General features: G+C 33.3%; 20 protein-coding genes. 6 read left to right on the plus strand and 14 right to left on the minus strand.

The genetic code is table 11. From position 1 onward, the window contains the following. Positions 1–7: 7 nt before the first annotated feature. The gene (locus tag P6733_RS00560) at positions 8–1819 is read right to left on the minus strand and encodes a lysophospholipid acyltransferase family protein (protein WP_306349626.1); all 1812 of its coding nucleotides are present in this window, start codon (positions 1817–1819) and stop codon (positions 8–10) included. Between the two features lie 220 nt (positions 1820–2039). Here P6733_RS00560 and P6733_RS00565 point away from each other — a divergent pair, with 220 nt between their 5' ends. From P6733_RS00565 to P6733_RS00575, 3 genes are all read left to right on the plus strand, one after another. Next, a complete protein-coding gene (locus tag P6733_RS00565) occupies positions 2040–2801 on the plus strand; it encodes an exodeoxyribonuclease III (RefSeq protein ID WP_306349627.1) in 762 nt (253 codons plus the stop codon). An 11-nt stretch (positions 2802–2812) separates the two neighbouring features. After that, positions 2813–3772, plus strand: a complete 960-nt coding sequence (locus tag P6733_RS00570) for an OmpA family protein (RefSeq protein WP_306349628.1) — start codon at positions 2813–2815, stop codon at positions 3770–3772. 96 nt (positions 3773–3868) lie between these two features. Next, entirely contained in the window at positions 3869–4906 is a 1038-nt protein-coding gene (locus P6733_RS00575) for an NADP(H)-dependent aldo-keto reductase (RefSeq protein ID WP_306349629.1), read from the plus strand. Between the two features lies 1 nt (position 4907). On the opposite strand, the gene P6733_RS00580 is transcribed toward P6733_RS00575, so the two are convergent. The 3 genes from P6733_RS00580 to P6733_RS00590 all read right to left on the minus strand — a co-directional run bounded on the left by P6733_RS00580 (position 4908) and on the right by P6733_RS00590 (position 9259). After that, complete coding sequence (locus tag P6733_RS00580) at positions 4908–6275, minus strand: PQQ-dependent sugar dehydrogenase (RefSeq protein ID WP_306349630.1); 1368 nt, start codon at positions 6273–6275, stop codon at positions 4908–4910. A gap of 131 nt (positions 6276–6406) precedes the next feature. Beyond that, positions 6407–8056, minus strand: a complete 1650-nt coding sequence (locus P6733_RS00585) for a DUF4139 domain-containing protein (RefSeq protein WP_306349631.1) — start codon at positions 8054–8056, stop codon at positions 6407–6409. Between the two features lie 39 nt (positions 8057–8095). Beyond that, a complete protein-coding gene (locus tag P6733_RS00590; RefSeq protein ID WP_306349632.1) occupies positions 8096–9259 on the minus strand; it encodes a VWA domain-containing protein in 1164 nt (387 codons plus the stop codon). 151 nt (positions 9260–9410) lie between these two features. Between P6733_RS00590 and P6733_RS00595 the strand changes: the two genes are divergently transcribed. Then, positions 9411–11228, plus strand: coding sequence for a tetratricopeptide repeat-containing sensor histidine kinase (locus tag P6733_RS00595; RefSeq protein ID WP_306349633.1), 1818 nt, complete (start codon positions 9411–9413; stop codon positions 11226–11228). A gap of 5 nt (positions 11229–11233) precedes the next feature. Then, a complete protein-coding gene (locus P6733_RS00600; RefSeq protein ID WP_306349634.1) occupies positions 11234–11980 on the plus strand; it encodes a LytR/AlgR family response regulator transcription factor in 747 nt (248 codons plus the stop codon). 2 nt (positions 11981–11982) lie between these two features. Here P6733_RS00600 and P6733_RS00605 read toward each other — a convergent pair whose 3' ends face one another. The 10 genes from P6733_RS00605 to panC form a co-directional block, all read right to left on the minus strand. Then, a complete protein-coding gene (locus P6733_RS00605; RefSeq protein ID WP_306349635.1) occupies positions 11983–13938 on the minus strand; it encodes a transglycosylase domain-containing protein in 1956 nt (651 codons plus the stop codon). A 122-nt stretch (positions 13939–14060) separates the two neighbouring features. Further along, positions 14061–15251 carry a serine hydrolase domain-containing protein gene (locus P6733_RS00610; protein WP_306349636.1) on the minus strand — a complete coding sequence of 397 codons (1191 nt, stop codon included), beginning with the start codon at positions 15249–15251 and terminating at the stop codon, positions 14061–14063. A gap of 124 nt (positions 15252–15375) precedes the next feature. Then, positions 15376–15918 (minus strand): YbhB/YbcL family Raf kinase inhibitor-like protein, encoded by a 543-nt coding sequence (locus P6733_RS00615; protein ID WP_306349637.1) that lies wholly within the window; start codon positions 15916–15918, stop codon positions 15376–15378. 74 nt (positions 15919–15992) lie between these two features. Further along, positions 15993–16841: a helix-turn-helix domain-containing protein gene (locus P6733_RS00620; RefSeq protein ID WP_306349638.1), complete on the minus strand. Its 849-nt coding sequence runs from the start codon at positions 16839–16841 to the stop codon at positions 15993–15995. Between the two features lie 16 nt (positions 16842–16857). Next, positions 16858–17370: a hypothetical protein gene (locus P6733_RS00625; RefSeq protein ID WP_306349639.1), complete on the minus strand. Its 513-nt coding sequence runs from the start codon at positions 17368–17370 to the stop codon at positions 16858–16860. A gap of 12 nt (positions 17371–17382) precedes the next feature. After that, positions 17383–18747, minus strand: coding sequence for a DNA repair protein RadA (gene radA, locus P6733_RS00630; protein ID WP_306349640.1), 1365 nt, complete (start codon positions 18745–18747; stop codon positions 17383–17385). Positions 18748–18750: 3 nt separating this feature from the next. Further along, on the minus strand, positions 18751–19896 hold the full coding sequence (locus P6733_RS00635) for an alpha/beta hydrolase (RefSeq protein WP_306349641.1): 1146 nt from the start codon (positions 19894–19896) through the stop codon (positions 18751–18753). Between the two features lie 77 nt (positions 19897–19973). Beyond that, positions 19974–20936, minus strand: coding sequence for a lysylphosphatidylglycerol synthase transmembrane domain-containing protein (locus tag P6733_RS00640; RefSeq protein WP_306349642.1), 963 nt, complete (start codon positions 20934–20936; stop codon positions 19974–19976). 4 nt (positions 20937–20940) lie between these two features. Continuing rightward, entirely contained in the window at positions 20941–21291 is a 351-nt protein-coding gene (panD, locus tag P6733_RS00645; protein WP_306349643.1) for an aspartate 1-decarboxylase, read from the minus strand. 13 nt (positions 21292–21304) lie between these two features. Next, a complete protein-coding gene (gene panC, locus P6733_RS00650) occupies positions 21305–22153 on the minus strand; it encodes a pantoate--beta-alanine ligase (protein WP_306349644.1) in 849 nt (282 codons plus the stop codon). Positions 22154–22263: 110 nt separating this feature from the next. Here panC and P6733_RS00655 point away from each other — a divergent pair, with 110 nt between their 5' ends. After that, the gene (locus P6733_RS00655; RefSeq protein WP_306349645.1) at positions 22264–23070 is read left to right on the plus strand and encodes a glycogen/starch synthase; all 807 of its coding nucleotides are present in this window, start codon (positions 22264–22266) and stop codon (positions 23068–23070) included. Positions 23071–23078 lie beyond the last annotated feature (8 nt).

Raw genomic sequence — 23078 nt, forward strand, 5'->3', positions numbered from 1 at the left:
ATTCTAGTTATTCTCCTTTATCGTTTAGCTTACGCTCTAATTCGGCTTGGAATTCTTCCATAACAGGCTTTACGGTACTTTCTGGTATATCCGATATTCTGATGTACATTAAGCCGTCTACGGCGTTGTTAAACAAAGGATCGACATTAAAAGCGACCACTCTAGCATTTTGTTTGATGTACTTCTTGATTAAAACCGGTAAACGTAAATTTCCTGGTTCAATTTCATCAATCAGTTTGTCAAATTTATTTAAATCTGCTTCGGCTTCATTGAATACGAAGTCCTTGTCAGCGTCTTTTAATTTTACTTTAAATTCTTTTTTCGGGTGAATGTATTGAGCAATGTAAGGATCATAGTAGTGTGATTTCATGAACTCAATCATTAATGATTTTGAGAAATCAGAAAACTGATTACTAATACTTACTCCGCCAATTAAGAATTTGTGTTCTGGATAACGTAATGTGGTATGTACAACCCCTTTCCATAAAAGGAAAAGTGGCATTGGTTTTTGTTGGTAATCCTTGATGACAAACGCTCTACCCATTTCGATAGAATTTGACATCATCTCATATAATTCAGGCTCGAAACCGAATAAATCGTGTAAATAGAATCCATCAATACCATATTTCGGAAAAATTTCCGATCCCATACCCATACGATATGCTCCCGCGACAAGCTTCGCTTCGTCGTCCCATAAAAACATATGGTGGTAATATTTGTCGTATTGATCTAAATCGATCGATTCGTTTGTTCCTTCACCAACTTCTCGGAAAGTAATTTCACGTAAACGACCTAATTCATGAAGAATATTTGGGATGTCATTCGCTTTTGCTAAAAAAACTTCGTAATTTTTACTTTGCAGTAAACGACAGTCTTTGCTTCGTAATGCATCTACTTCTTTGATTAATTTTTCTTTGCTTGTAGGCGTAGCAATCTTCTTAGGACTCTTTGGTATTTTCAAACTATTCAAACTAGGAGTGGTTAGAAGTTTACTTTCTTTCTCAAAAGGATTAGCCAGCATATAAGTCTTCTTTCTTAAAAATTCAGAATAAGACTCTAAGCTTTCATGTTCATTTTGTTCTGCAACAGAAATAGGCTTTCCAATACGTACTTTAATAACTCGGTCTTTCTGTGTTAGTAATTCCGAAGGTAATTTTGCGGTACGCAAAGTATCATTCATCTTGGAAAGCATGTAGAATAATCGGCTGTTCTTTGCGTGGAAATAAATAGGAACTACAGGAACTTTTGCCTTGCGGATTAGTTTTATAGCACCTTCTTCCCATGGCTTATCGATTACAAGCTGACCATCAATATAAGTTGAAACTTCACCAGCAGGAAATATTCCTAAAGGTTTGTTTTCGCTTAAATGTTTTAATGTTTCTTTAATTCCAATAACACTTGATTTGGCATCCTTATGATTTTCAAAAGGATTAACAGGCATTACGTAAGGTTTTAAAGGTTCTATGCGGTGCAATAAAAAGTTGGCAATAATTTTAAAATCAGGCTCTCTTTCAAGCATTAATTTTAATAATAAAATGCCATCAATACCTCCTAAAGGGTGATTTGAGACCGTAATATAGGCTCCATCTTTCGGTAAACGTTTTAAATCTTCTTCAGGAATTTCAAATTTAATCTGAAATTCTTCTAATATAGCATTGAGAAATTCAACATCTGAAAGATGCTTATTTCTGTCATAAATCTTATTAAGTGTGGATATTTTAAGAATTTTCATAAGCAACCAGCCAGAAATTGTCCCTAAAAATCCATATTTATCAGCTTTGATAGCTTTTGCAACTTCTTTGGCGGTAACTAAACCCATTCATTTATTATTTTTGAGCAAAAGACAAAGATAATAAAACTTGAGCAAAGGTCTTTAAGTTTCGCTGTTTAATATGTTTAAATGTTGATAAAAACATGGAATTGATATAAACAAAAGATTTTAAAATTCGTTTAAGTTTATGTTATGATACTTGTTTTTCTCCTTTTGTAAGTCATACTTTTTTCAGTACTTTTGAACTAAACTAATATCAGATTTAAAGATGAGGATCATTTCATACAACGTGAATGGCATTAGAGCTGCCATGACTAAAGGTTTTTTAGACTGGTTACAGCAAGCAAATCCAGATGTGATTTGTCTTCAGGAAATAAAGGCAACACCAGAACAATTACCACTCGAAGAATTTGAAAAGGCAGGATATCCTTATCATTATTGGTATCCAGCACAAAAGAAAGGATATAGTGGTGTAGCGATTTTATCAAAGACAAAACCAAATAATGTGGTATACGGAACAGGTATACCTTATATGGATGCTGAAGGAAGAAATTTACGGGTTGATTTTGATGATATTTCTGTAATGAGTTTGTATTTACCTTCAGGAACTAATATTGATCGATTAGACCATAAGTTTGCCTATATGGATGATTTTCAAAAGTATATTGACACACTAAAAACAGAGATACCAAATCTTGTTATTTGTGGAGATTATAATATTTGTCATGAAGCCATAGATATCCATGATCCAATTCGTAATGCAAAAGTTTCAGGGTTTCTTCCGCAGGAAAGAGCTTGGATTGATGGTTTTATGAAAAGCGGATTTATTGATTCATTCCGTCATTTTAATAAAGAACCACACAATTACAGTTGGTGGAGCTATAGAGCGAATTCCCGTAATAACAATAAAGGATGGAGAATTGACTATAATTTAGTTAGTGAACCATTGAGATCACGATTAAAAAGAGCTGTAATATTACCTGATGCAATGCATTCAGATCATTGCCCAGTAGTAGTAGAATTTGAATAAATAATATAAAAATGATAAAAAAAGTTTCTTTAGGATTATTGGCATTAGCATTAACCACATCCTGCGTGTCATCCAAAGTATATAAAGATTTGGAAAGTAAATTTTCTGATTTGAAGAAAGAGAACCGCAAGTTGTCTGATGAAAATCAAGATTTAGCCAAAACAAAAAACAAATTAGAATTAGACAGCGCCGATTTGAAATCACAGTTGGATAAACTAAAAGCAGAACGCGATAAATTACAAAGCGATTATGTAGCGGCAGATAATAATCTGAAAAATCTTCAATCGTCTTATAAAGCATTAGAGAAAAATAGCGATGATGCTTTGCAAACGAACATGAGTAAAAATCGTGAACTTTTAGCGCAATTAGAAGCAAAAGAAAAAGCACTGGCAGCAGAGCAAGATCGATTGAATAAATTGAAAAGCGAATTACAATCCCGTTCACAACGTGTGGATGAATTAGAAGGAATGATTGCTGCAAAAGAAGAGAGCATGAAACGCCTGAAAGAAACCTTATCAAAAGCCTTAAATGGTTTTGAAGGGAAAGGATTAACCGTAGAACATAAAAACGGGAAAGTATATGTATCGATGGAGAATAAATTATTGTTTGGATCTGGAAGTTGGTTTGTAGGAACAGAAGGAAAAAGAGCCGTAGTAGAAGTAGGAAAAGTATTGGCTGATAATCCAGAAATCTCCGTTTTGATTGAAGGACATACAGACAATGTACCTTATGTAGGTTCTGGTCCAATAAGCAGTAACTGGGATTTATCGACAAAACGTGCAATTGCAATTGTAGATATATTGGCAGAAAATAAAGGTGTTAATAAAACGAATTTAACAGCAGCTGGTAGAGGAGAATTTGCGCCATTAGTATCGAATGAAACAAGCGAAGGAAAAGCGAAAAACCGTCGTATCGAAATTATCTTGACACCAAAATTAGATGAGATTTCGAAAATGTTAAACGAGATTTAATCGACATAAAATAGAATAAGCATAAAGGTTCAAAACGAATTGTTTTGAACCTTTACTGTTTTTTGAATGAGAATAGACTTTTGAGAATAATAGAAAATGAGATATACTACATTACAAAATACCCAAATTAAAATAAGCAAAATCGGTTTAGGAACCATGACGTTTGGTCAACAAAATACCGAAGCTGATGGCCACCAACAAATTGATTTTGCATTAGATCAAGGGATAAATTTTATTGATGTTGCAGAAATGTATCCAGTTCCAGCACGAGAAGGAACCTATGGAGATACTGAAAAAATAATTGGTACATGGCTTAAAAAGAATGGAAGAAGAGAAGAAATAGTTTTGGCAACAAAAATTGCAGGTCCAAATCGCGGGATGGAATATGTTCGTGAAGATTTGACTTTCAGTAAAAAGAATATTCTTTTATCCATTGAGAAAAGCTTGCAACGTCTTCAAACCGATTATATAGACTTGTATCAATTGCATTGGCCAGAACGTAAAAGTAATATGTTTGGACAGCGCGGATTTAAATTTCAGGATGATGCTTGGGAGGATAACTTTCAGGAAGTATTAACGACGTTCCAGGAATGCATTGCTCAAGGGAAAATAAGAGCAATTGGCATTTCCAATGAGACACCTTGGGGAACCATGCGTTTTCTAGAAGAAAGCAAAATGAACAATTTACCCCGTATACAAACCATTCAGAATCCTTATTCCTTATTAAATAGAACTTTTGAAGTGGGTTTATCGGAAATGTGTTATCATGAAAAAGTAGGTTTATTAGCCTATTCTCCTTTAGGTTTTGGTGTTTTGTCGGGCAAGTTTCTGGAAGGGCAAAAACACCCTGATGCCCGAATAACATTATTCCCAAATTTTAGTCGATACAATAGTGCACAAAGTACTCAAGCAACAAAACTATACAGAGATATTGCCCATAGTCATGGATTAACGTTGACAGAGTTGGCTTTAGGTTTTGTACATCAACAACCCTTTGTTAGCAGTACAATTATTGGGGCTACTACCCTTAAACAATTAGAGGAAAATATTAAAACCCATACGGTAGTTTTATCAAATGAAATTTTGCATGAGATTGATCGTGTACAGGAGTTAATTCCTAATCCAGCACCATAAATTATTCAATAACTAATTTATGGGTTGTGGTAAAACCTGAATCATTCTGAATATTAACCAGATATAAACCTGTTGTGAGATGAGATGTTTTAATTTCATTGACCTCCAGGTTTTCTGTTTTTTGCTGTAAAACCAATCGACCATTCAAATCAAATATGGAAATATCAGTAGGGTAATTATTCTGTGATGATTTGATGTACAGTAGTGATTTTACAGGATTAGGTGAAATAACCCATACATTTTTTTGAATCTCAGGAACACCGAGTGATGAATCGGTTATTTTATAAATTGTTCCGTTATTGATAGCAGCCACATATAGTTCACCACTATTGTCTTCTCCGAATGTGGCAAAATTATTTCCTGAAAAAGATTGAGAAAAAGTAATCGCACCCACAGTATTAACCATCCCTATTTTTGGAGAACAATAATCAGAGAAAAAATATTTTCCTTGAAAACTTGGGTAAAGAGTACCAGTATATACATATCCGCCCGTAATGGAGCAATAACCTGCACTATGTGTTGTGATTGCAAAAGGTGCTGTCATAGAAGCTTGTGGTACACAACCAGTAGTGTTGAATGCAGCATTTCCTTCATAACAACGCCAACCGTAGTTTAGTCCTGCCTGAGTAGGACTTACTTTGTTGATTTCTTCAAAATTATCCTGACCTACATCAGCAATCCATAATTCACCGTTTGTTCTGTTGAATGAAAATTTCCAAGGGTTGCGAAGCCCAATAGCCCATATTTCATCTGCACCTGTAATACCTACATATGGATTGTTTGCTGGAATGCCATATAGCGTACCAGAATTTACATCGATTCGCAATAATTTGCCTAATAAATTATTGATGTTTTGTGCTCGATTATTAGGGTCACCACCGCCACCGCCATCACCCATCCCGATGTATAGATAACCATCTGGTCCAAACTTGATGGATCCTCCATTATGATTTGAAAAAGGCTGTGGTATAGAAAGCAATACTGTTCCACTGGAAGCATTCGCCATATCGGGATTATTACTATCTACGGTATAACGGGAAACAGTTGTTGTGCCATTAAGATTAGTATAATTGACATAGAAAAAACCATTGGTTGTATAATTAGGATGAAAGGCTAGTCCTAGAAGACCTTGTTCACCAGAAGTGCTAATTTGCCCAACAAGATTCAGGAAAGGATTTGGGTTTACAGTACCATTTGGGTTTAAAATTTTGATCATTCCTCCTTTTTCGACTACAAATAATCGGTTGTCATTGGTATGAGCAATCTCTACTGGACTGGAAAATCCAGTAGCAAAAGTTTGTAAACTTACCGTTTGTGAGAAACAGAGCGTTGTTACAAATAAACTGAAATAAAGTAAAGTTGTTTTCATAGAACGTTGTGTTAGATTGGGATAGTAAATCTATGAAAAAAAAGAATACAAAATTATAACTAACTAATATTGAGTATTATATAATAAAAAAAATCCTGAATTATATAATTCAGGATTTTTTAAAATTGTTTTTAAAGATTTTCGATTACTCTGTCTTTAGGATATTTGACAGTATAGCTCAATCTGATTTTCTTGGTTTCATTTGGTTTTAAATTCAAATCCCAAATTAATTTTCCAGATTCAGAATTTACTTTCGCACCATCTTTTTGTTTTAGTTCTACTTCTACTTCTTTGTCCATACTAATTGGATATTGATCTTCCAATGTCATTACAATAGCTTCTTTTTTATTGTTACGAACAGTGATGTCATAAGTAAACGTTTGCTCTTTTTTAGAAGATAAGAATTTAGTACCCGATTTATCTACTATTTTTTCTCGGGTGATATTTACTTTTTTGTCACGTCCCATACTTAAGCGTAGCGTATCATTGGTTTGACCTGGATCGACAACCGTTTTTCCAATATATTTGCCTTCAAAAATAATATTTGCTTCTCCCCTTAATAGGTTGTATTTTGAATAATCCAATACTTCAGCAACTAAGAAAGCTTCTTTTTCCATTTTTGGCGCAGCAAAGAATTTATATTTAGCAGGTAATTTTACATCTTTTAATGATACTCCATGTTTTTTTCCATTGGATAAGATATCGTATGGAATGTCAATGTCAAATGAAATATTCAATTGATTTTCATTGATGGTAGTATAGTTAGATATAGATGTAACCACAACTTCTTGTAAACTTTGAGTTTCCTTCATTTCGGATATTGGTTGAGGAGTTGCATAATTTTTACTCTTTTTAGCATGGACACCAACAGCAGATCCTTGATTACTAACTGATTCATCGTAGACATATATTTCTTGATAGTATAAATTCCATGGTGATAATGTTGGAATTTGATTATTTTGATTTGGTCGTCCACTTGATAAGGTCAATTTTACTTTTTTCCAATCAATTCCTGTTTTTTGAATTACCTGTGCTTTGTATACCATTGCAATTGGATCTGTAACATTATCAATTTTTAAATCATAGAAGGGTGCCCAAGAAGCATCAGGTGTCAGGTAACTAATTTCTAATGCCACGTTTCCAGGATTTGTATTCATGACTTGCAAGATTAATTTCCCTTCGGATTCTTTATCTTCCTTACTGGTATTTACATCAAGTTTAGTGTTTAGTCTTTGTAGTGTTTTATTTAATTTAAACTCTTTTTCAGTAATAACATTAATTGAATTACTAACCTCAGTGCGTTTCGACTTGTAATACTCTACCATTTTCATTAACTCTGCTACATTCAGTCCTGAATTAGCTCCGCTAACTTGTTGGTTTTTATCAAGTAATTCGATGGTTTTAATTTCCGAATTTTTAATATTTAATAATTTCGCCATTTCATTTCTCACCAAAGTAATACTGTCTTTTACTTTTTTGATTGTCGGTGAGTTTTCATCCATTTCATATTCTGAAAGATAATCGTCCGTAAACTGAACCGATAATACTGTTAATGAAGCGGGTGCACTAATTTGAATGGAATTTTCATTCAAATAATTAGCGATATTTTTTATCACAATTTCATGTGTACCAGCAGGAATATTCACATTTGTAGTTTGTGTAAGTTCGGCAGAATTAAAATATACCGTTGCGGCTTTTACTTTGGCTGTTGTGAAAATGGGCTTCTGAGCATAGAATAGCGCAGAAACAAACAACATTGAGAATAAGAATATTTTTTTCATGGATTTGATGTTTAATAGTATAAATATAGAACTTTAAGGTTATTTCTGGATAGTGTACCCTTTGATTTTTGCGAAAGCAACAATAGAAGAGTTAATAGCATTTCCTAAATCATCTTGGGTTTTAGTTTTTTTAGTTTCTTGGTCAATATATTCCTGACGTTTTTTTGCTAACTCTCCAACTTCTTTTTGAAGCGTTTCACGTTCTTTGGAAGCTTTATCGATGATCTTTTTTAATTCTTCTTTACTTTTATTTTGAAGCTCTTTTGGTAATTCTTCTTTTTTTATTTTTGCAATAGCATCTTTATCTCCTTTAGATTTATCGACTAAATCCCAACTGTCATTTCTATAACCAACACTAGATTTGCTAAGAGTACGTTCGGCAGCATAAGATGAGGACACGCTTTCTGCATTTTTATCCTGTACAGCTTGATTTCTTTTTCTGCTTTCACCGGCAGAACCATAACCAATATACGTTGCATTTATTTTTTCATTACAAGTTGAAATTTTCACATCGTAAGGAGTTTCGATGTAGCGAACAGTTTGATTGGAATCAATATTAAAATACTTTCCTTTTCCTTTATCAGCCCCATCTTTCCAGAAAGAATCGATTCCTTCTTTTGCACCTCCGCAAAAAATGGTATTCACATAGATGTCATTATTCAAAGCATCACTAATGGCTTCTTTATAATTAATTGATCCTTGTTTGAAGGATTCATTACCAGCAATGTAAATTAATTTCATGCTTACATCGTCTTTTTTCCATTTCAACTGTTTTGTAGCCTCCTGAATTACAGCTCCACAGTATTCCAAACCACCATTGGTACGCAAAGAGAATAATTTTTCAGAAAGTAAATCCAAATCTGTAGATAAAGGCGTAATCTGACGAATGAAATTAGATTCTGAACTTAAACCATCATTTCCATATTCATACAGTGCAATTTCAATGTCGGGAGTTTTCCCATTGTATTTTAATGTAGTCAATGTATTTACGATATTCCAAAGACGAGATTTTGCTTGATCGATTAAACCATCCATACTGTTTGAAGTATCTAATAATAATGCTACTTGGATTTTTGTTTTTCCATCGGTAAGGACTACATCATTTTTCTGGATTTCTTTTAAAGGAGTATTTGCTTGACTATTTAAGGTAAATAATGTTGTCATTACAAACAATGCTGAGGGGATAAAGGTTGACGTTTTCATAGCAATTAGTTTTAAGATTACAGGACAAATGTATCCAGAGAAAAGATGTACTTTTGAGATAAAGGGTGAAACGGGCTTTTGACTTGGTGAAATGGATAGGATAGGAGTTTGAAATTAAGTTATTTTACCATCAGAAATTAAATCATTACAAATGCGTCTTATATCATTAACTTTTAGTTTGTGTTTTTTAATGCTATGCTGCTCGAATAAAGCCATAGCACAGGATACTATTATCCAAAACAAAAAGAGTGTCCAAGCGAAAAGATATAGTGTAGCAAAAGAATTAAGTAGTTCATTAGATAATAATGATGAAAAGGGAATTGCGAAGAACTATGAAAATTTAGCCCAGACATTCATTGAAAGTGAAGATTATGTAAAGGGTGAGGAGTATCTCAAAAAAGCATTAGCGAGTTATACCAAATTAAATGCACAAGAAGATAAGGCACGCGTTACACGAAGTTTAGCCAAGATTCAGGAATTGCAGAATAAGTATAAGGCTGCTATTATAAGCTATTCTCTAGCGAGCGATATGTCTACTGAAAAAAGTGCTGAGCAGGTGAATAGAAATGATGCCAACCGTTTACGCAACACATCAAATCCAGCAACACAGTCCAGTTATGTAATTTCAAATATTAAGCTACTGGAAAAAGAAAACAAGAAAGAAGAAGTTGCAGAAGCATATGTGCAAAAAGCCGAAATGAGCTTACAGCAAAATGATAAAAACATAGCGATAAAAAGCTATGAACAGGCGATTAACTTTGCGAAAGATAAGCCAGAAGATGTTATTAAAATAAAGAATAAAATTGCCGATGTATATGTAGCCGATAATCAGTTGGACAAAGCCATTGCAATCAATGAGAAGTTATTGGATGATGCAAAAGCAAAACAGGATTTTGAAACACAGATTACGCAGATGCAATCTTTAGCAACCATTTATTTTAAAAAAGATAAACCGGAAAAGGCCCTTGAGCTTCTGAAATCAGCCTATGCACTAGCTACAGAAAAAGGAATCCCCGAGGAAGTGAAAAATACCTTGACCCAATTAGTAACCTATTATAAAGGAAAAGGAAAAGATAAGGAAAGTGTTCAATTGTATGAGGACTATTTCAGAAATTATGAAAAACTTGCCGCTTTAGATAGTACGATTATTGATTCTAAAATGTTCCAGATTACAGAAGAAAAAATTCGTCAGTTGGAAAAAGAAAAAGTATTGAAAGACGAGTTAATCACAAAGAAAAATACTTTTAATTATTTCTTGATTGGGTCAATCGTTTTACTTCTCTTATTTTTCGGAATGATTATCAAAGCATTATATTCTATTAAAACCAAAAATAAAGAGATAGCATTACAGTCTTTGCGACGCGAAATGAATCCGCATTTTATCTTTAATAGCCTGAATAGTGTAAACCAATTCATCTCTCAAAACAAAGAATTGGAGGCCAATAAATACCTTACTTCCTATTCGAATTTGATGCGAAATATGATGGAAAATTCCAATAAAGATTTCATCACTTTAAATAATGAAATAGAACAATTAAAGAAATACCTAGACTTAGAACATATGCGTTTTGAAGATAAGTTTGACTACGAAATTATTGTAGATGAGAACTTGGATACAGAAACTACCTTTATTCCAAATATGATTATCCAACCTCATCTGGAAAATGCGATTTGGCATGGATTGCGTTATCGAGAGGATAAAGGATTACTAAAACTTATTTTCCAATTGAATAATGGGAAAGTAAAGGTTCTGATTGACGATAACGGGATTGGTCTTACCCGAAGCCAGGAATTAAAAACCCGAAACCAAAAAGTGCATCAATCTCGCGGATTGACTAATACAAAGGAACGTATAGGTCTATTGAATGAATTATTTAAAAAAGACATAACCTTTCAAATTATAGAAAAAGCAGAACCAGAGATGGGTACAATAGTTGAAATTAACTTTCCATTGATTGATAAGATATGATGATGATGCAAAAAATAAAAAGTGTAATCGTTGAAGATGAAGTGGCAGCACGAGAAGTGCTTAAAAATTACTTGAGCAAATATTGTCCACAAATAGAAGTGGTGGGTGAAGCTCAGAATATTAAAGAAGCAGTTCCGCTATTGCATGATGTTCAACCACAATTGGTATTCTTGGATGTAGAGATGCCATTTGGAAATGCTTTTGACGTATTGGAAGCTTGTAAAGACTTACAATTTGAAACGATATTCGTTACGGCTTTTTCAGAGTATTCATTAAAAGCATTGAATCAAAGTGCAGCCTATTATTTGCTAAAACCAATTAGTATTGAAGAGTTAATTGTTGCCGTAAATAAAGTACAACAACAGATTATGAATCATGAGATTTTTAATCGGAATAAAATTATCGTTGAGAATTTTCGCGAAACAAAACCAGAGAAACAACAGGTTATCTTACCAACATTAGAAGGTTTTGAAGTCGTTAAAATGGAAGATATTGTTCGTTTACGAGGCAATGGGAATTTCACAGATTTACATCTAATGGATGGTAGTAAAAAAATGGTTTGTCGTTTCTTAAAACACTTTACTGAAATCTTGCCATTCCCTTTTTTACGCGTTCATAAATCCCATATTATCAATGTGAACTTTGTGAAATCCTACCATAAAGGCACTGGAGGATATGTTACCCTATTTGATAATTCGGAAATTGAAATTTCACCCACCTATAAAGATGAGTTCCTTAAAAATTTCAAATAAACTTAATCGATCTCTTTAATAAAGATGGAATCTGCGGGAATCGAATCCTGCTCTTTTATACGTAGGAAAGAACGGGCACGACCAGAAACCAATAGTGGAGAAGAATATCCAATTGTATCTTGACTGTTCAATAGACCTCTTCGAATCATTAAATTCGTTAAGAAATTTTGATGTGTACTCGCAAAACCACGCAAGTGACCTTCGTTATCAAATTGCCACATGAATTTTTTAGGACGAGGAATAATGCTTGCGAGATACAAACTTTCTTTTAACGTTAAATCGGCAGGATGTTTTTGGAAATAAAATCTTGAAGCTTCCCCAATTCCGTATACATTAGGTCCCCATTCAATAATATTGAAATAGACTTCCAGCATTCGTTCTTTACTCGCAATACGGTTGTTTTCTAAGATATAAACCAATAAAATTTCTTCTAATTTTCGAGATAAAGTTTTCTCACGCGTTAGAAATACATTTTTAACCAATTGCATACTGATGGTGCTGGCTCCTCTTGCAAATTTTTTAGCCTTAATATTTTTTATGATCGACTGTTTAAAGGCTTCATTAATAAAACCACGATGATTAAAAAATGAAGGGTCTTCGGATGTCAAAACTCCATTTCGAAGATAAGGAGATATCTGATCCAATGGAGTGAAATTTGGATTGGAAGGTCCTACAACAATCGGGCGTTGTGGAATATCATTCTCTATGGCGCGATAGGTAAATTCAGAATTTAATTTGGCTAAATCGGCTTCACCATATTTAATGATTTTTAAATTTTCCTTAGTTAAGGAACTATCAAAAACGAGATCGTTAGGATTATTTTTGTTGTATTTGAAATCCAGTTTGTAGGCAAAATCACCTTCAGCTTCCATTCCTTCAAAATGTGTAAATAAACCCTTAGGTAATGAATTAATGAAATTCTGTGCTTTCGTTTTTGGAATGTTTACACGAAATTTGAATAAAGTATCTTTCTCCGTATTGTATTCCGCATACGGATGTATTTTCAACGAATTTAATTGAGCGGTAGAACTACTATCAATAGCAACAAAGTCACTTCCAAAAAGTAAATGATAATCAAAACGGGCTTTTTCTATAACGACATCTTTAGTCGCTATACGATGATGATTCACGGTTAAATTAGATATTGAAGAGTAGCCATCAACATGCAATTCATTGCCTTCCATTTTAATCTTCTCAATATTGATATGAATGCTATCAAAGCTAGAAGCTATATGAAAACGTTCATCGATATACGGCACTTTAATTTTTGAAGTATCACTATTGAAGAAGCGGAGATCAGCTTTCTTATTACGTGGATCTGCAAAACCTTTGATGTTCCAGTTTTGAGAAAAAGTATTGGTTTTTACATTAATAGAAGTAAGCAACTGCTTGTCTTCTAATTCTAATTTATGCATATGCATTGTGACCTTTCTTCCCATATCGTCCATGCGTAAGGAGAGATTGTTTAATGACATATCTGTAGGAACAAGATTCAAGGCTTGTGTAAGGAGTTGGTAAGCTACTTTAGTATAATTTCTTTTTCCGGTACCATCTTTCTTTTTTTTCTCCTTGCTTAAGAAAGCATCAAAATTGCGACCATTTTCATTTTTAACCAATTGAATGAACCCATTTGTCATTTCTAATCTTTGCAGTTGTATATCTCCAGTAATTAGTTGAAAAAGATTGATTTTGGTTTTTATTTTCTGAACGGATAAAATAGTATCAGCATGTTTAGGAACCAACGTAATTTCATCAAGTACGACACCAGAGATACCATCGAAAGCCGCTTTTTTTACAGTAAAAGTACAGTTGTATTCTTTGTCAAGTTTGTTCTCAAATTTAACGAGAGCTTTTTGCAATAAACCATCGCGGAAGATAAAGAGACCAGTAATTAGGAATAGTATGCATACACTGAGTGCTATAATAATGCGTACTATTTTTTGTTTTTTGGTTTTCATCCGTAGTTTTTGGTTTCTACAAAAATAGTTTTTTATTGCAATAAGTTTAAAAGTATAGCATAGTAATGAAAGTTAATTTTTTCAGTACTTCTTTTGTGTAAATTATAAAATGCCTTTGCTTGTTATTGTTTCGGATATTGAAACGGTATTTGTGAAAGATAACGGCTTATTTTTCGATAAGGATAATCCGGTTTCCCTCTGTCTGCAAATTGTACAATAATCGTATTTGTTTTGGGATCAATGTATAGAATTTGCCCACCCATTCCTTCAGCGGCATAATCTCCTTTTTCTCCTTGCTGAGGAATCCACCACAGGTAATTTTGGGTAGATTCTTGCCAATATTTTGAAGTAAGAGGTTTTGCATTTCCAATAGAGATCGATTTTGAGATCCAGTCTTCTGGGAGAATTTGTATTGAATCATAGTTCCCTTTGTTCAAATATAGACGGCCTATTTTAGCAAGATCAATCGCCGAAGATTGAAACTTACTAGCTGTATTTGTTAAGCCATTTTCATGATCCATTCCCCAAGAAGCTTGCTGTTCAGCTCCTATAGATTTCCATACTTTCTCTTCAAAATAAGCAGGGATTTTTTTTCCAGTCGCTTCTTCCAGAACCCAACCTAAGAGTAGTGGATCTACACTTTTATATTTCCATTTTGTGCCTGATACCGTGTCTTTTTGAAGTTGAAGAAGTTCTTTTTTAACATCATCCGTATAATAATATTTTCCTTCATCTGAAAAGACATCAGAGATAAAGCTTTTCTGAATTTCTTTATAAGCTAATCCCGATTGCATCATTAATAGATTGCTAATAGTGATGTCATTGAAAGCTTTGTTTTGCTTTAGCTCAGGGATATATTGTGTTATTTTATCCTCTAGACTTTTAATGTTACCATCTTTCAAGGCGATACCGACCATAACTGACAGCATACTTTTGGATATAGAGAAAGTAGGAGCTAATGTTTTTTCAGTAAATCCATCGGCATACTTTTCATATAAGACAGTATCATTACGTATGACCATGAATACTTTTGTATTATTACCTTTCAGATAATCTGAAAAAGGAACTAATACATGTTTTGAATTGTAGACTAATACAGTATCCAAATCGTTTCTTTGAACCAAAGGTTTAATAAAATGAAAAGGAGTAGTACTAGGCTGTACCATTTCTTGCGGGAATATTTTGTAGGTTTCTATGCCGGGAGATTGATAACGAAGAACTTTAATTAAATAGGGATTTTTGATGAATAAAAAAGCTAGTCCAACAAGTCCAATAGTAAGAGTAATTAAGAATATTCGTTTAAAAGTTTTCATAATACAGTATTTCAGTAAAAAAGAAGAAGTTCCTTTTTATTTTGAATCCATACAAAAATAACGTTTTGTGATAGAACCCAAAATTTATGTAATAAAAAAGAGAGCCGAAGCCCTCTTAATGTATTTATCTTTTGAAATAAGCCGTTATCGTAGATTTTGCAATAGTATTACTATTTATTGTATAACCTACTACAGATGCATTTGTATTTTTGTCGAGTTCTAAATGATCTACCTTCAAAGCAAAAACCGTAATTTCATATTTGTGAAAGTTATCGCCTTCTGGTGGACAAGGACCACCATAACCATAGCTTCCATAATCTGTTATGCTTTGAATAACCTCTTTTGTAGTTAGTGTTTTTGTAATGTCACCAGCGCCCGTTTTAAGTTCCTTTGTTGTAACGGGAATATTAAAAACGACCCAATGTGTCCATCCTCTTCCAGTAGGAGCATCGGGGTCATACATAATTATGGCAAAACTTTTTGTCCCTTTTGGCGCATGCTCCCAAGAGAGTTGAGGGGAAATATTCTCCCCTGTACAACCAAAACCATTAAAAACTTGTTTTGACATTATTTGTCCTTGTAAATCAGAACTTTTTAAAGTAAAAGTTTGAGCTTGAGTGCTTATTGTAATAAATAAGCTTGTAAGTACTAGATAAATTGATTTCATGACCTTGTTATTTTTTAACAAAGTTAAAGGGAAGCTTCAGGTTGGAGTTACTCGTTAAAGGCCTAAAAGTGTTGCTAAACGTCCAGATTATGTTTTTGATATTGTTTAGGAGTCATTCCGTAGTTTTGCTTGAAAGCCTGAATAAAACTGGATAAGCTTTGATATCCCATCTCTAAATAGATGTCATTTGCACGATTAGAAGACTGTAGTAATTGCTCAGCTGCATATTCCAGACGCTTTTTCTGGATCCATTTGACAGGAGAACAGTGATAGATGTGTTCAAAGTGTCTTTTGAAACTTGAAATACTCATATTGCATAAAAAAGCCAATTCGGAAACCTGAAGATTACTCCTCCAATTATTGTGAATTACTTCTTGTATTTTGAATTGTTCATTTTGATTCTGCTCATTCAGTAGATCTTTAATATTTAAATTTTGATGTTGTATTAAATACAAAAAAAGTTCTTCCAGTTTAATTGTTTTTGCAATACGATCAGAAGCTTCTATGAATTGTAGTGATTCTAAGAAATGCGAAATATAATTATCTATTTGACCCTTAATAACAACCGTGCTAGATTTTTCTTTTTTGGGAAAATGATGGGCATATTTTAAAACAAATGAAGCCAAGAACTGATTATCAAAAAAGAGTAAAATACTGTGATACTCATTTTCTTCAGTGAGTTTTTCGGACATCAAATAATTGCCGGATTTCATAAAAATGAATTCACGAGGCTCTATGTTTTCAGATTGATGACCATTATAAAGCAGGTTTTTATAACCTTTTAAAAGAAAACTGAATGCATTTGTTTTTAAAGTAACCCTGTTTTTTTTATACTCATACGTTGAGTGATAATGATGGATATGTATTCCCTCTTTAGAGTCAGTTTCTATCAGGAAGTCATCAGGAATTAAATAATGATTCATTTTTTCAGAATAAATTTTATAACAATGATACCAATAAGTTATCTACTTGGAGTTTCTGGTCATGGTATTTTATTTGTAATACAGAATCATTGCCCATTCGTTGGTAATATTCGAGCGCTTTAGTACCAAATGCTTTTTTATGAAAATCAGATACATCGGGAATCTGAGGGAATTGAGTATGGAATAACATTTCATAATATGCCTGCCACTCCCGTTCATTTTTATCTTCTACGATCGAACCTTTTGCTTTTTGACGCACGTGAATCATTTCATGTGCCAATAAGTTGAGCATTAAAATTAATGGAAAATCAAATGTGTTTTCAGGAATACGAATGATTTGTGGTTCGCCAAATGTACCTTCAGTAGTCATCAGGATGAATTCAGGCTTTGCGATTTCGCGTAATTCAAAACCTTTAAAGTTGGGATGCCTTAATTGATATTCATCGAGGAGAAAATCAGCAGCATTAATAGTTTCTCCAAGTTCGTAGAAACTATTAATGTACTGTTGTATAACTTCAAAGCTTTTCATTTGAATTATAATTTATCCAAATAATTCACTAACTACATCTTCTATTTTGGCAACAAGACGTACGTTGATGAATGTTTTGTTTAGTGCAATTTTATTGTATTTTGAAACAAGAATGGTTGTAAAACCTAATTTTTCAGCCTCTTGAATACGTTGGTCTATTCGGTTTACAGGACGTATTTCTCCTGCAAGTCCAATTTCTCCTGCAAAACAAAAACCTTTGCCTACAGGAATATCTTCATTTGAAGATAATATGGCAGCAACAACAGCCAAATCGATAGCAGGGTCATCTACAGAAATTCCTCCTGTAACATTAAGGAAAACGTCTTTCGCTCCTAAACGGAAACCAGCTCTTTTTTCCAAAACAGCCAAAATCATATTTAAACGTTTGGCATTATAACCTGTTGTACTTCGTTGAGGTGTTCCGTAAACTGCGGTACTTACTAAGGCTTGAATTTCAATCATCAAGGGACGCATTCCTTCCATCGTGGTTGCAATGGCAGTTCCACTTAACTCCTCATCTTTGTGTGAAATTAATATTTCAGATGGATTTGATACTTCACGTAAACCACTGCCTTGCATTTCATAAATACCTAGTTCTGATGTAGATCCAAAACGGTTCTTTAAGGAGCGTAGAATGCGATAAATATGATTTCGATCTCCTTCAAATTGCAATACTGTATCCACCATGTGTTCCAGTATTTTTGGACCAGCAATAGTGCCATCTTTGGTAATATGTCCAATTAAGATTACGGGAACATTAGATTCTTTGGCAAATTTTATAAGCTCAGCAGTACATTCCTTAATTTGAGAAATACTTCCGGCAGAAGATTCAATATAATCGGTATGTAAAGTTTGTATGGAATCAATAATCACCACATCGGGATCAATCGTTTCGATCTGCTTAAAGATATTCTGTGTTTTTGTTTCTGTAAGGATATAACAATTATCGCTTTCAGAATTGATTCGTTCAGCGCGCATTTTAATTTGCTTCTGACTTTCTTCTCCTGAAACATACAATGTTTTATACGGTAATTTAAGTGAGATTTGGAGTAATAAAGTACTCTTCCCAATACCAGGTTCACCACCTAATAATATCAATGAACCAGGCACAATCCCACCGCCTAAAACACGGTTTAATTCCTGATCTCCAGTGTTAAGACGGATTTCCTCAGTACTATCAATTTCTTTGATTTTTAAAGACTTGGCTACCCTTTTTGAATCAGGAGTTGTTGCGCTTTTCCAATCTTTTTTATCTTCTTTTTGTATAATCTCTTCCGCAATAGTATTCCATTCTTTACAAGCATTACATTGTCCTTGCCATTTAGAATACTGCGTGCCACAATTTTGGCAGAAAAAAGAAGTTTTAATCTTCGACATTTTTTACGATTTGTTTTTTAATGCATCAGCTCTTTCAAGCATCATATCTTTTGTTAAATCACCAATTTCATTTTTTCCAAAACCATTTTGATAGGCTTTGGCAGCTCTTTTAAAATCACCTGTATTTTCATAAAATAACGCCATGTGGTAATCACCTAGCATTGATTTTGGGTAATTTTTCTTTGCAACTGCAGCCAGTTTTTCAAATTCTGGATATGCTTTGTTCTTTAGTATTGCAGCTTCAATTGCTTTGAAATCATTGACACGAATCGGCATTTTAATACCCAGTGCTTTTTCAATAATATCATATTTATTGGTTAAATATTCTGTGTAATTTCCATTTAAAGTAGCAATTTTCTCTTGGTATTCTGTAGTGGTAATAGGTTGATAAGAAGAAAAAATATGATATAAGGCATTTGGAATAGCTTGTAAAACTAAAGAATAATGTGAAGCACCTTTGAAATCGTCAAAAGAGTAATTCAAAGTAGGAACTTTAAGCACTTTCAAGCTTTCATCCAATTGTTTAATTTTTTTAGTGAATTTTTTCACATCCCCATCAGCAGTAGCTTGGTAGTAATAAATTGGTTGTTTGATTAGTGCCAAACGTTCTGCAATATGAGTTTCCATATCCAAAGGAAAATCTGGACTCAATGAAATGTAGGCATTAAATAAAGGTTGATCTTTGTATAAATAGAAATTTAAAAAACCAGCTGTGATATCATGTCCAGTGATAATTTTGAAAGGAGCAACTCTGTATTTTTTTTCTAAAAATGGAATTAATTCACTACCAATAAATTCAAAAAAAGCAGCTCCTTGTTCGTCTGGTAAACCCGTTGCAGGATCAACCGTGCTGTCGGCAATACGCTCCCCATTTTTATTTTGACTGATTCCTACGATGATTAATTCTGGTAAATCATCCCAATAGGTTGCATAACTCATTACGCCAGAAAAAGGATCTAATAAATATTCCCCGTCCAATGCAATTAATAAAGGATATTTTCGGTCTGTATTGTTAGAGTATGATCTTGGAAGGTCAATAGTAATGTCACGATTCCCTTTTAATTTTTCCGATTGAAAAGGCTCGGTTTTTCTTTGTGCAAATAGGCTGATTGAAAATAAACAAAATAAAAGTAAAGTAATGTTCTTCATACCGTAAGTTTTTAGGTTGGGTTTGTTAGGTATATTGATCTTTTTGAAAGTCAAAATTCGACCACCAATATAGGGAATTATTTGCTTGGGTTCAGTAAAGGCAAAAGTAAAAATGAAAGCCCACCGAAAATAATAACCATAGCAATTTGTGAAGTCCATACAATCCAGCCAAAGGCAGTTCCGGCAGTTTCAGGGATATTGTAAAGTAGTAGAATCTCCGCAATTAAAAAAGGATAAGCTCCAAAACCACCATTTGTAAAGGCGATTGCCAAACTTCCTACAACAAACGCTGTAATGACTACACCAAAGCTAATTTCGCTAGTTTCAGGTAATGCAAAAATAGAAACATAGAACATAGCGATATAAGTACTCCAGATGAATAGTGTATGCAGAATGAAAGGCCATTTTTTTCTCATTTTAAAAACACTGAGAAGACCTTCAATTAATCCTGATATTTTTTCTTTAATCGCAAGGATAAATTTAGCCTTAGAATAGGTGAATATTGCAACAAATGCAATGCAACCTACAACGGCTAGTCCTAATAAGATACTGAGTTTTTGAATTGGAATTTTTTCCAATAAAAAGTTCTTCAACGTATTAAATTGAAGAATAAGCGCGGTAAGAATAAATAAAACAAGGAAGATGAAATCGACAATTCGTTCGGATACAATTGTTCCAAATCCTTTGTCAATAGGGATATTCTCGTATTTTTTAAGGACTAAAGCTCTAAAGAATTCTCCCGATCTTGGAATGGTCATATTCATTAAATAAGCAATCCAAACGGCCATAAAATTATTGTAAATCTTAGAATGATATCCAAGATGTTCCAAAGTATATTTCCATCGGTAAGCTCGTGAATAATGGCTACAAAAACCAATCGCTAAAGAGGTATAAATATAATTGTAATTGGCATTTTTGAAGAAACCTTTTATTTCTTCAATCTGCTCAGGAGTATACTTTTGATAACTATAAACAATTAAAAATACGCCCAACAAAAGAGGGAGCAGTATTGATAACCATTTAGAGATTTTTTTTTTCAAAAGACTATGTCAGTGTATTGTCCTTTTCGTTTGGAAAAACCAAAGTAGGTTTGAATGATTTTGCTTCTTCAAAATCTAGTATTCCGTATGAAATAATAATAACAATGTCCCCTTTATGAACTTTACGAGCTGCCGGTCCGTTTAGTGTGATTTCTCCACTGTTTCGGTTTCCTTTTATCGCATAAGTTTCTAGGCGTTCACCATTATTGATGTTCACAATACTAACTTTTTCACCCTCAATGATATTGGAAGCTTCCATTAATGCTTCGTCAATGGTAATACTTCCGATGTAATTTAAATCGGCTCCAGTCACCGTCACACGGTGAATCTTAGATTTTACAACTTCAATTTGCATGATGCAAAGGTAATTAATTTAATGAAATATTATCGATCAATCGAATGTTGTTGATAAAAACAGCAATGAAAGCTCGGTAATGTTTTTTTTCGTCTTTTAGTATTATTGGTAAAAGTGTTTTTTCATCAGCAATTTGAAAGTATTCTAATGTGAAATCAGGATGTTGTAAAAAAGATTTTGTAACCCATGCTTTTACGTTTTCTGGACTTTCAGTGATAAATTTTTCTTTTGCTTCTTGGAGTATTTTATAGATAATAGCAGATTCATTACGGTCATGTGTTGATAAACGTTCGTTACGAGAACTCATAGCAAGACCACTTTCTTCTCTATAAATAGCACATCCAATAATATGGACCGGCAAATGATGTTTTTCAACCATTTTCTTGACAATCAGCAATTGTTGGAAGTCTTTTTCTCCAAAATAAGCATTGGTTGGAGTTACGATTTCAAAAAGACGCTTTACAATAGTACCTACACCGTCAAAATGTCCGGGTCTTCGTTCACCTTCCATTTGATTTTCCAGTCCGTCAAAGTCAAAGGGCTGTGAAACAGTATTGCCTTGGTATATATCTTCTACAGTAGGAGTGAATACAATCACATCCTCACTTAAGGTTTTTATTTTTGCAACATCCTGCTCCTGTGTTCTTGGGTATTTTGCTAAATCTTCAGCATTGTTAAATTGTGTCGGATTTACAAATATACTTACCACAGTGATTTGATTCTCACGGATTGATTGTCCAATTAACGATAGATGTCCTTGGTGTAAAGCGCCCATCGTAGGGACAAAACCAATTGTGGTTTTTGGAGAGGCTACAGTATTTAAATGTTGTTTTAAATCTGCCTGGCTATTGAAAATGAGCATGTGCTTATTTTATTAAATTGAATGCAAACTTAAGATTTTAGTTATTAACTGCATAAAATTTTGTAATTTTGCTTGTTTTTTGTTGACAATAAGTAAAACTAAAATACAATATGGAGGATAAGAGGATATTATATGTATCATCTGAAGTGGTACCCTATCTTGCTGAAAATGAGGTTTCTTTAATGTCTTATGATGTGCCAAAAATGATTAATGATCAAGGGGGACAGATAAGAATTTTCATGCCAAGATATGGGAATATTAATGAGAGAAGACATCAGTTACATGAGGTAATAAGGTTATCTGGGATGAATTTGGTGGTAAATGATTTAGATATGCCACTGATTATTAAAGTCGCTTCAATACCTAAAGAAAGAATACAAGTTTATTTTATAGATAATGATGAGTACTTTAAAAGAAAAGCAACATTTTCAGATGAAGATGGTGTTTTGTACCCAGATAATGATGAAAGAGCGATATTTTTTGCAAAAGGTGTAGTAGAGACAGTAAAAAAATTAAACTGGGTTCCTGATATTATTCACGTTCACGGTTGGTTAGCAGCAATGTTACCGATATATTTAAAACATTACTACAAAGACGAGGCTTTGTTCTCGGATACTAAAATTGTAACTTCTGTTTACAATCAATCATTTGATGGAACTTTGGATCCGCAGATGATGAGTAAAGTAGCTTTTGATGAAATACCAGGAGATGCAATTGCAGACCTTGAAGTGCCAAATTATGAAAATATAATAAAAGCAACAGTAAAACATTCAGATGGCGTGATTATTGCTTCTGAGGGATTGTCTGAATCATTAGTGAAATTTATTGAATCTTCAGGAAAACCATTTTTACCCTATGTAGGTAAAGAAAAATTTGCAGAGGCTTATACTAATTTCTATAAGAATCAAGTTCTATAATAAATTTA

This window comes from Flavobacterium aerium (genome assembly GCF_030766725.1).
Taxonomy (GTDB): Bacteria; Bacteroidota; Bacteroidia; order Flavobacteriales; family Flavobacteriaceae; genus Flavobacterium; species Flavobacterium aerium.

Coding starts and splice junctions, on each gene's coding strand:
- P6733_RS00560 (WP_306349626.1), bottom strand. CDS start 1,819: ATGGGTTTAGTTACCGCCAAAGAAGTTGCAAAAGCTATCAAAGCTGAT.
- P6733_RS00565 (WP_306349627.1), top strand. CDS start 2,040: ATGAGGATCATTTCATACAACGTGAATGGCATTAGAGCTGCCATGACT.
- P6733_RS00570 (WP_306349628.1), top strand. CDS start 2,813: ATGATAAAAAAAGTTTCTTTAGGATTATTGGCATTAGCATTAACCACA.
- P6733_RS00575 (WP_306349629.1), top strand. CDS start 3,869: ATGAGATATACTACATTACAAAATACCCAAATTAAAATAAGCAAAATC.
- P6733_RS00580 (WP_306349630.1), bottom strand. CDS start 6,275: ATGAAAACAACTTTACTTTATTTCAGTTTATTTGTAACAACGCTCTGT.
- P6733_RS00585 (WP_306349631.1), bottom strand. CDS start 8,056: ATGAAAAAAATATTCTTATTCTCAATGTTGTTTGTTTCTGCGCTATTC.
- P6733_RS00590 (WP_306349632.1), bottom strand. CDS start 9,259: ATGAAAACGTCAACCTTTATCCCCTCAGCATTGTTTGTAATGACAACA.
- P6733_RS00595 (WP_306349633.1), top strand. CDS start 9,411: ATGCGTCTTATATCATTAACTTTTAGTTTGTGTTTTTTAATGCTATGC.
- P6733_RS00600 (WP_306349634.1), top strand. CDS start 11,234: ATGCAAAAAATAAAAAGTGTAATCGTTGAAGATGAAGTGGCAGCACGA.
- P6733_RS00605 (WP_306349635.1), bottom strand. CDS start 13,938: ATGAAAACCAAAAAACAAAAAATAGTACGCATTATTATAGCACTCAGT.
- P6733_RS00610 (WP_306349636.1), bottom strand. CDS start 15,251: ATGAAAACTTTTAAACGAATATTCTTAATTACTCTTACTATTGGACTT.
- P6733_RS00615 (WP_306349637.1), bottom strand. CDS start 15,918: ATGAAATCAATTTATCTAGTACTTACAAGCTTATTTATTACAATAAGC.
- P6733_RS00620 (WP_306349638.1), bottom strand. CDS start 16,841: ATGAATCATTATTTAATTCCTGATGACTTCCTGATAGAAACTGACTCT.
- P6733_RS00625 (WP_306349639.1), bottom strand. CDS start 17,370: ATGAAAAGCTTTGAAGTTATACAACAGTACATTAATAGTTTCTACGAA.
- radA (WP_306349640.1), bottom strand. CDS start 18,747: ATGTCGAAGATTAAAACTTCTTTTTTCTGCCAAAATTGTGGCACGCAG.
- P6733_RS00635 (WP_306349641.1), bottom strand. CDS start 19,896: ATGAAGAACATTACTTTACTTTTATTTTGTTTATTTTCAATCAGCCTA.
- panD (WP_306349643.1), bottom strand. CDS start 21,291: ATGCAAATTGAAGTTGTAAAATCTAAGATTCACCGTGTGACGGTGACT.
- panC (WP_306349644.1), bottom strand. CDS start 22,153: ATGCTCATTTTCAATAGCCAGGCAGATTTAAAACAACATTTAAATACT.
- P6733_RS00655 (WP_306349645.1), top strand. CDS start 22,264: ATGGAGGATAAGAGGATATTATATGTATCATCTGAAGTGGTACCCTAT.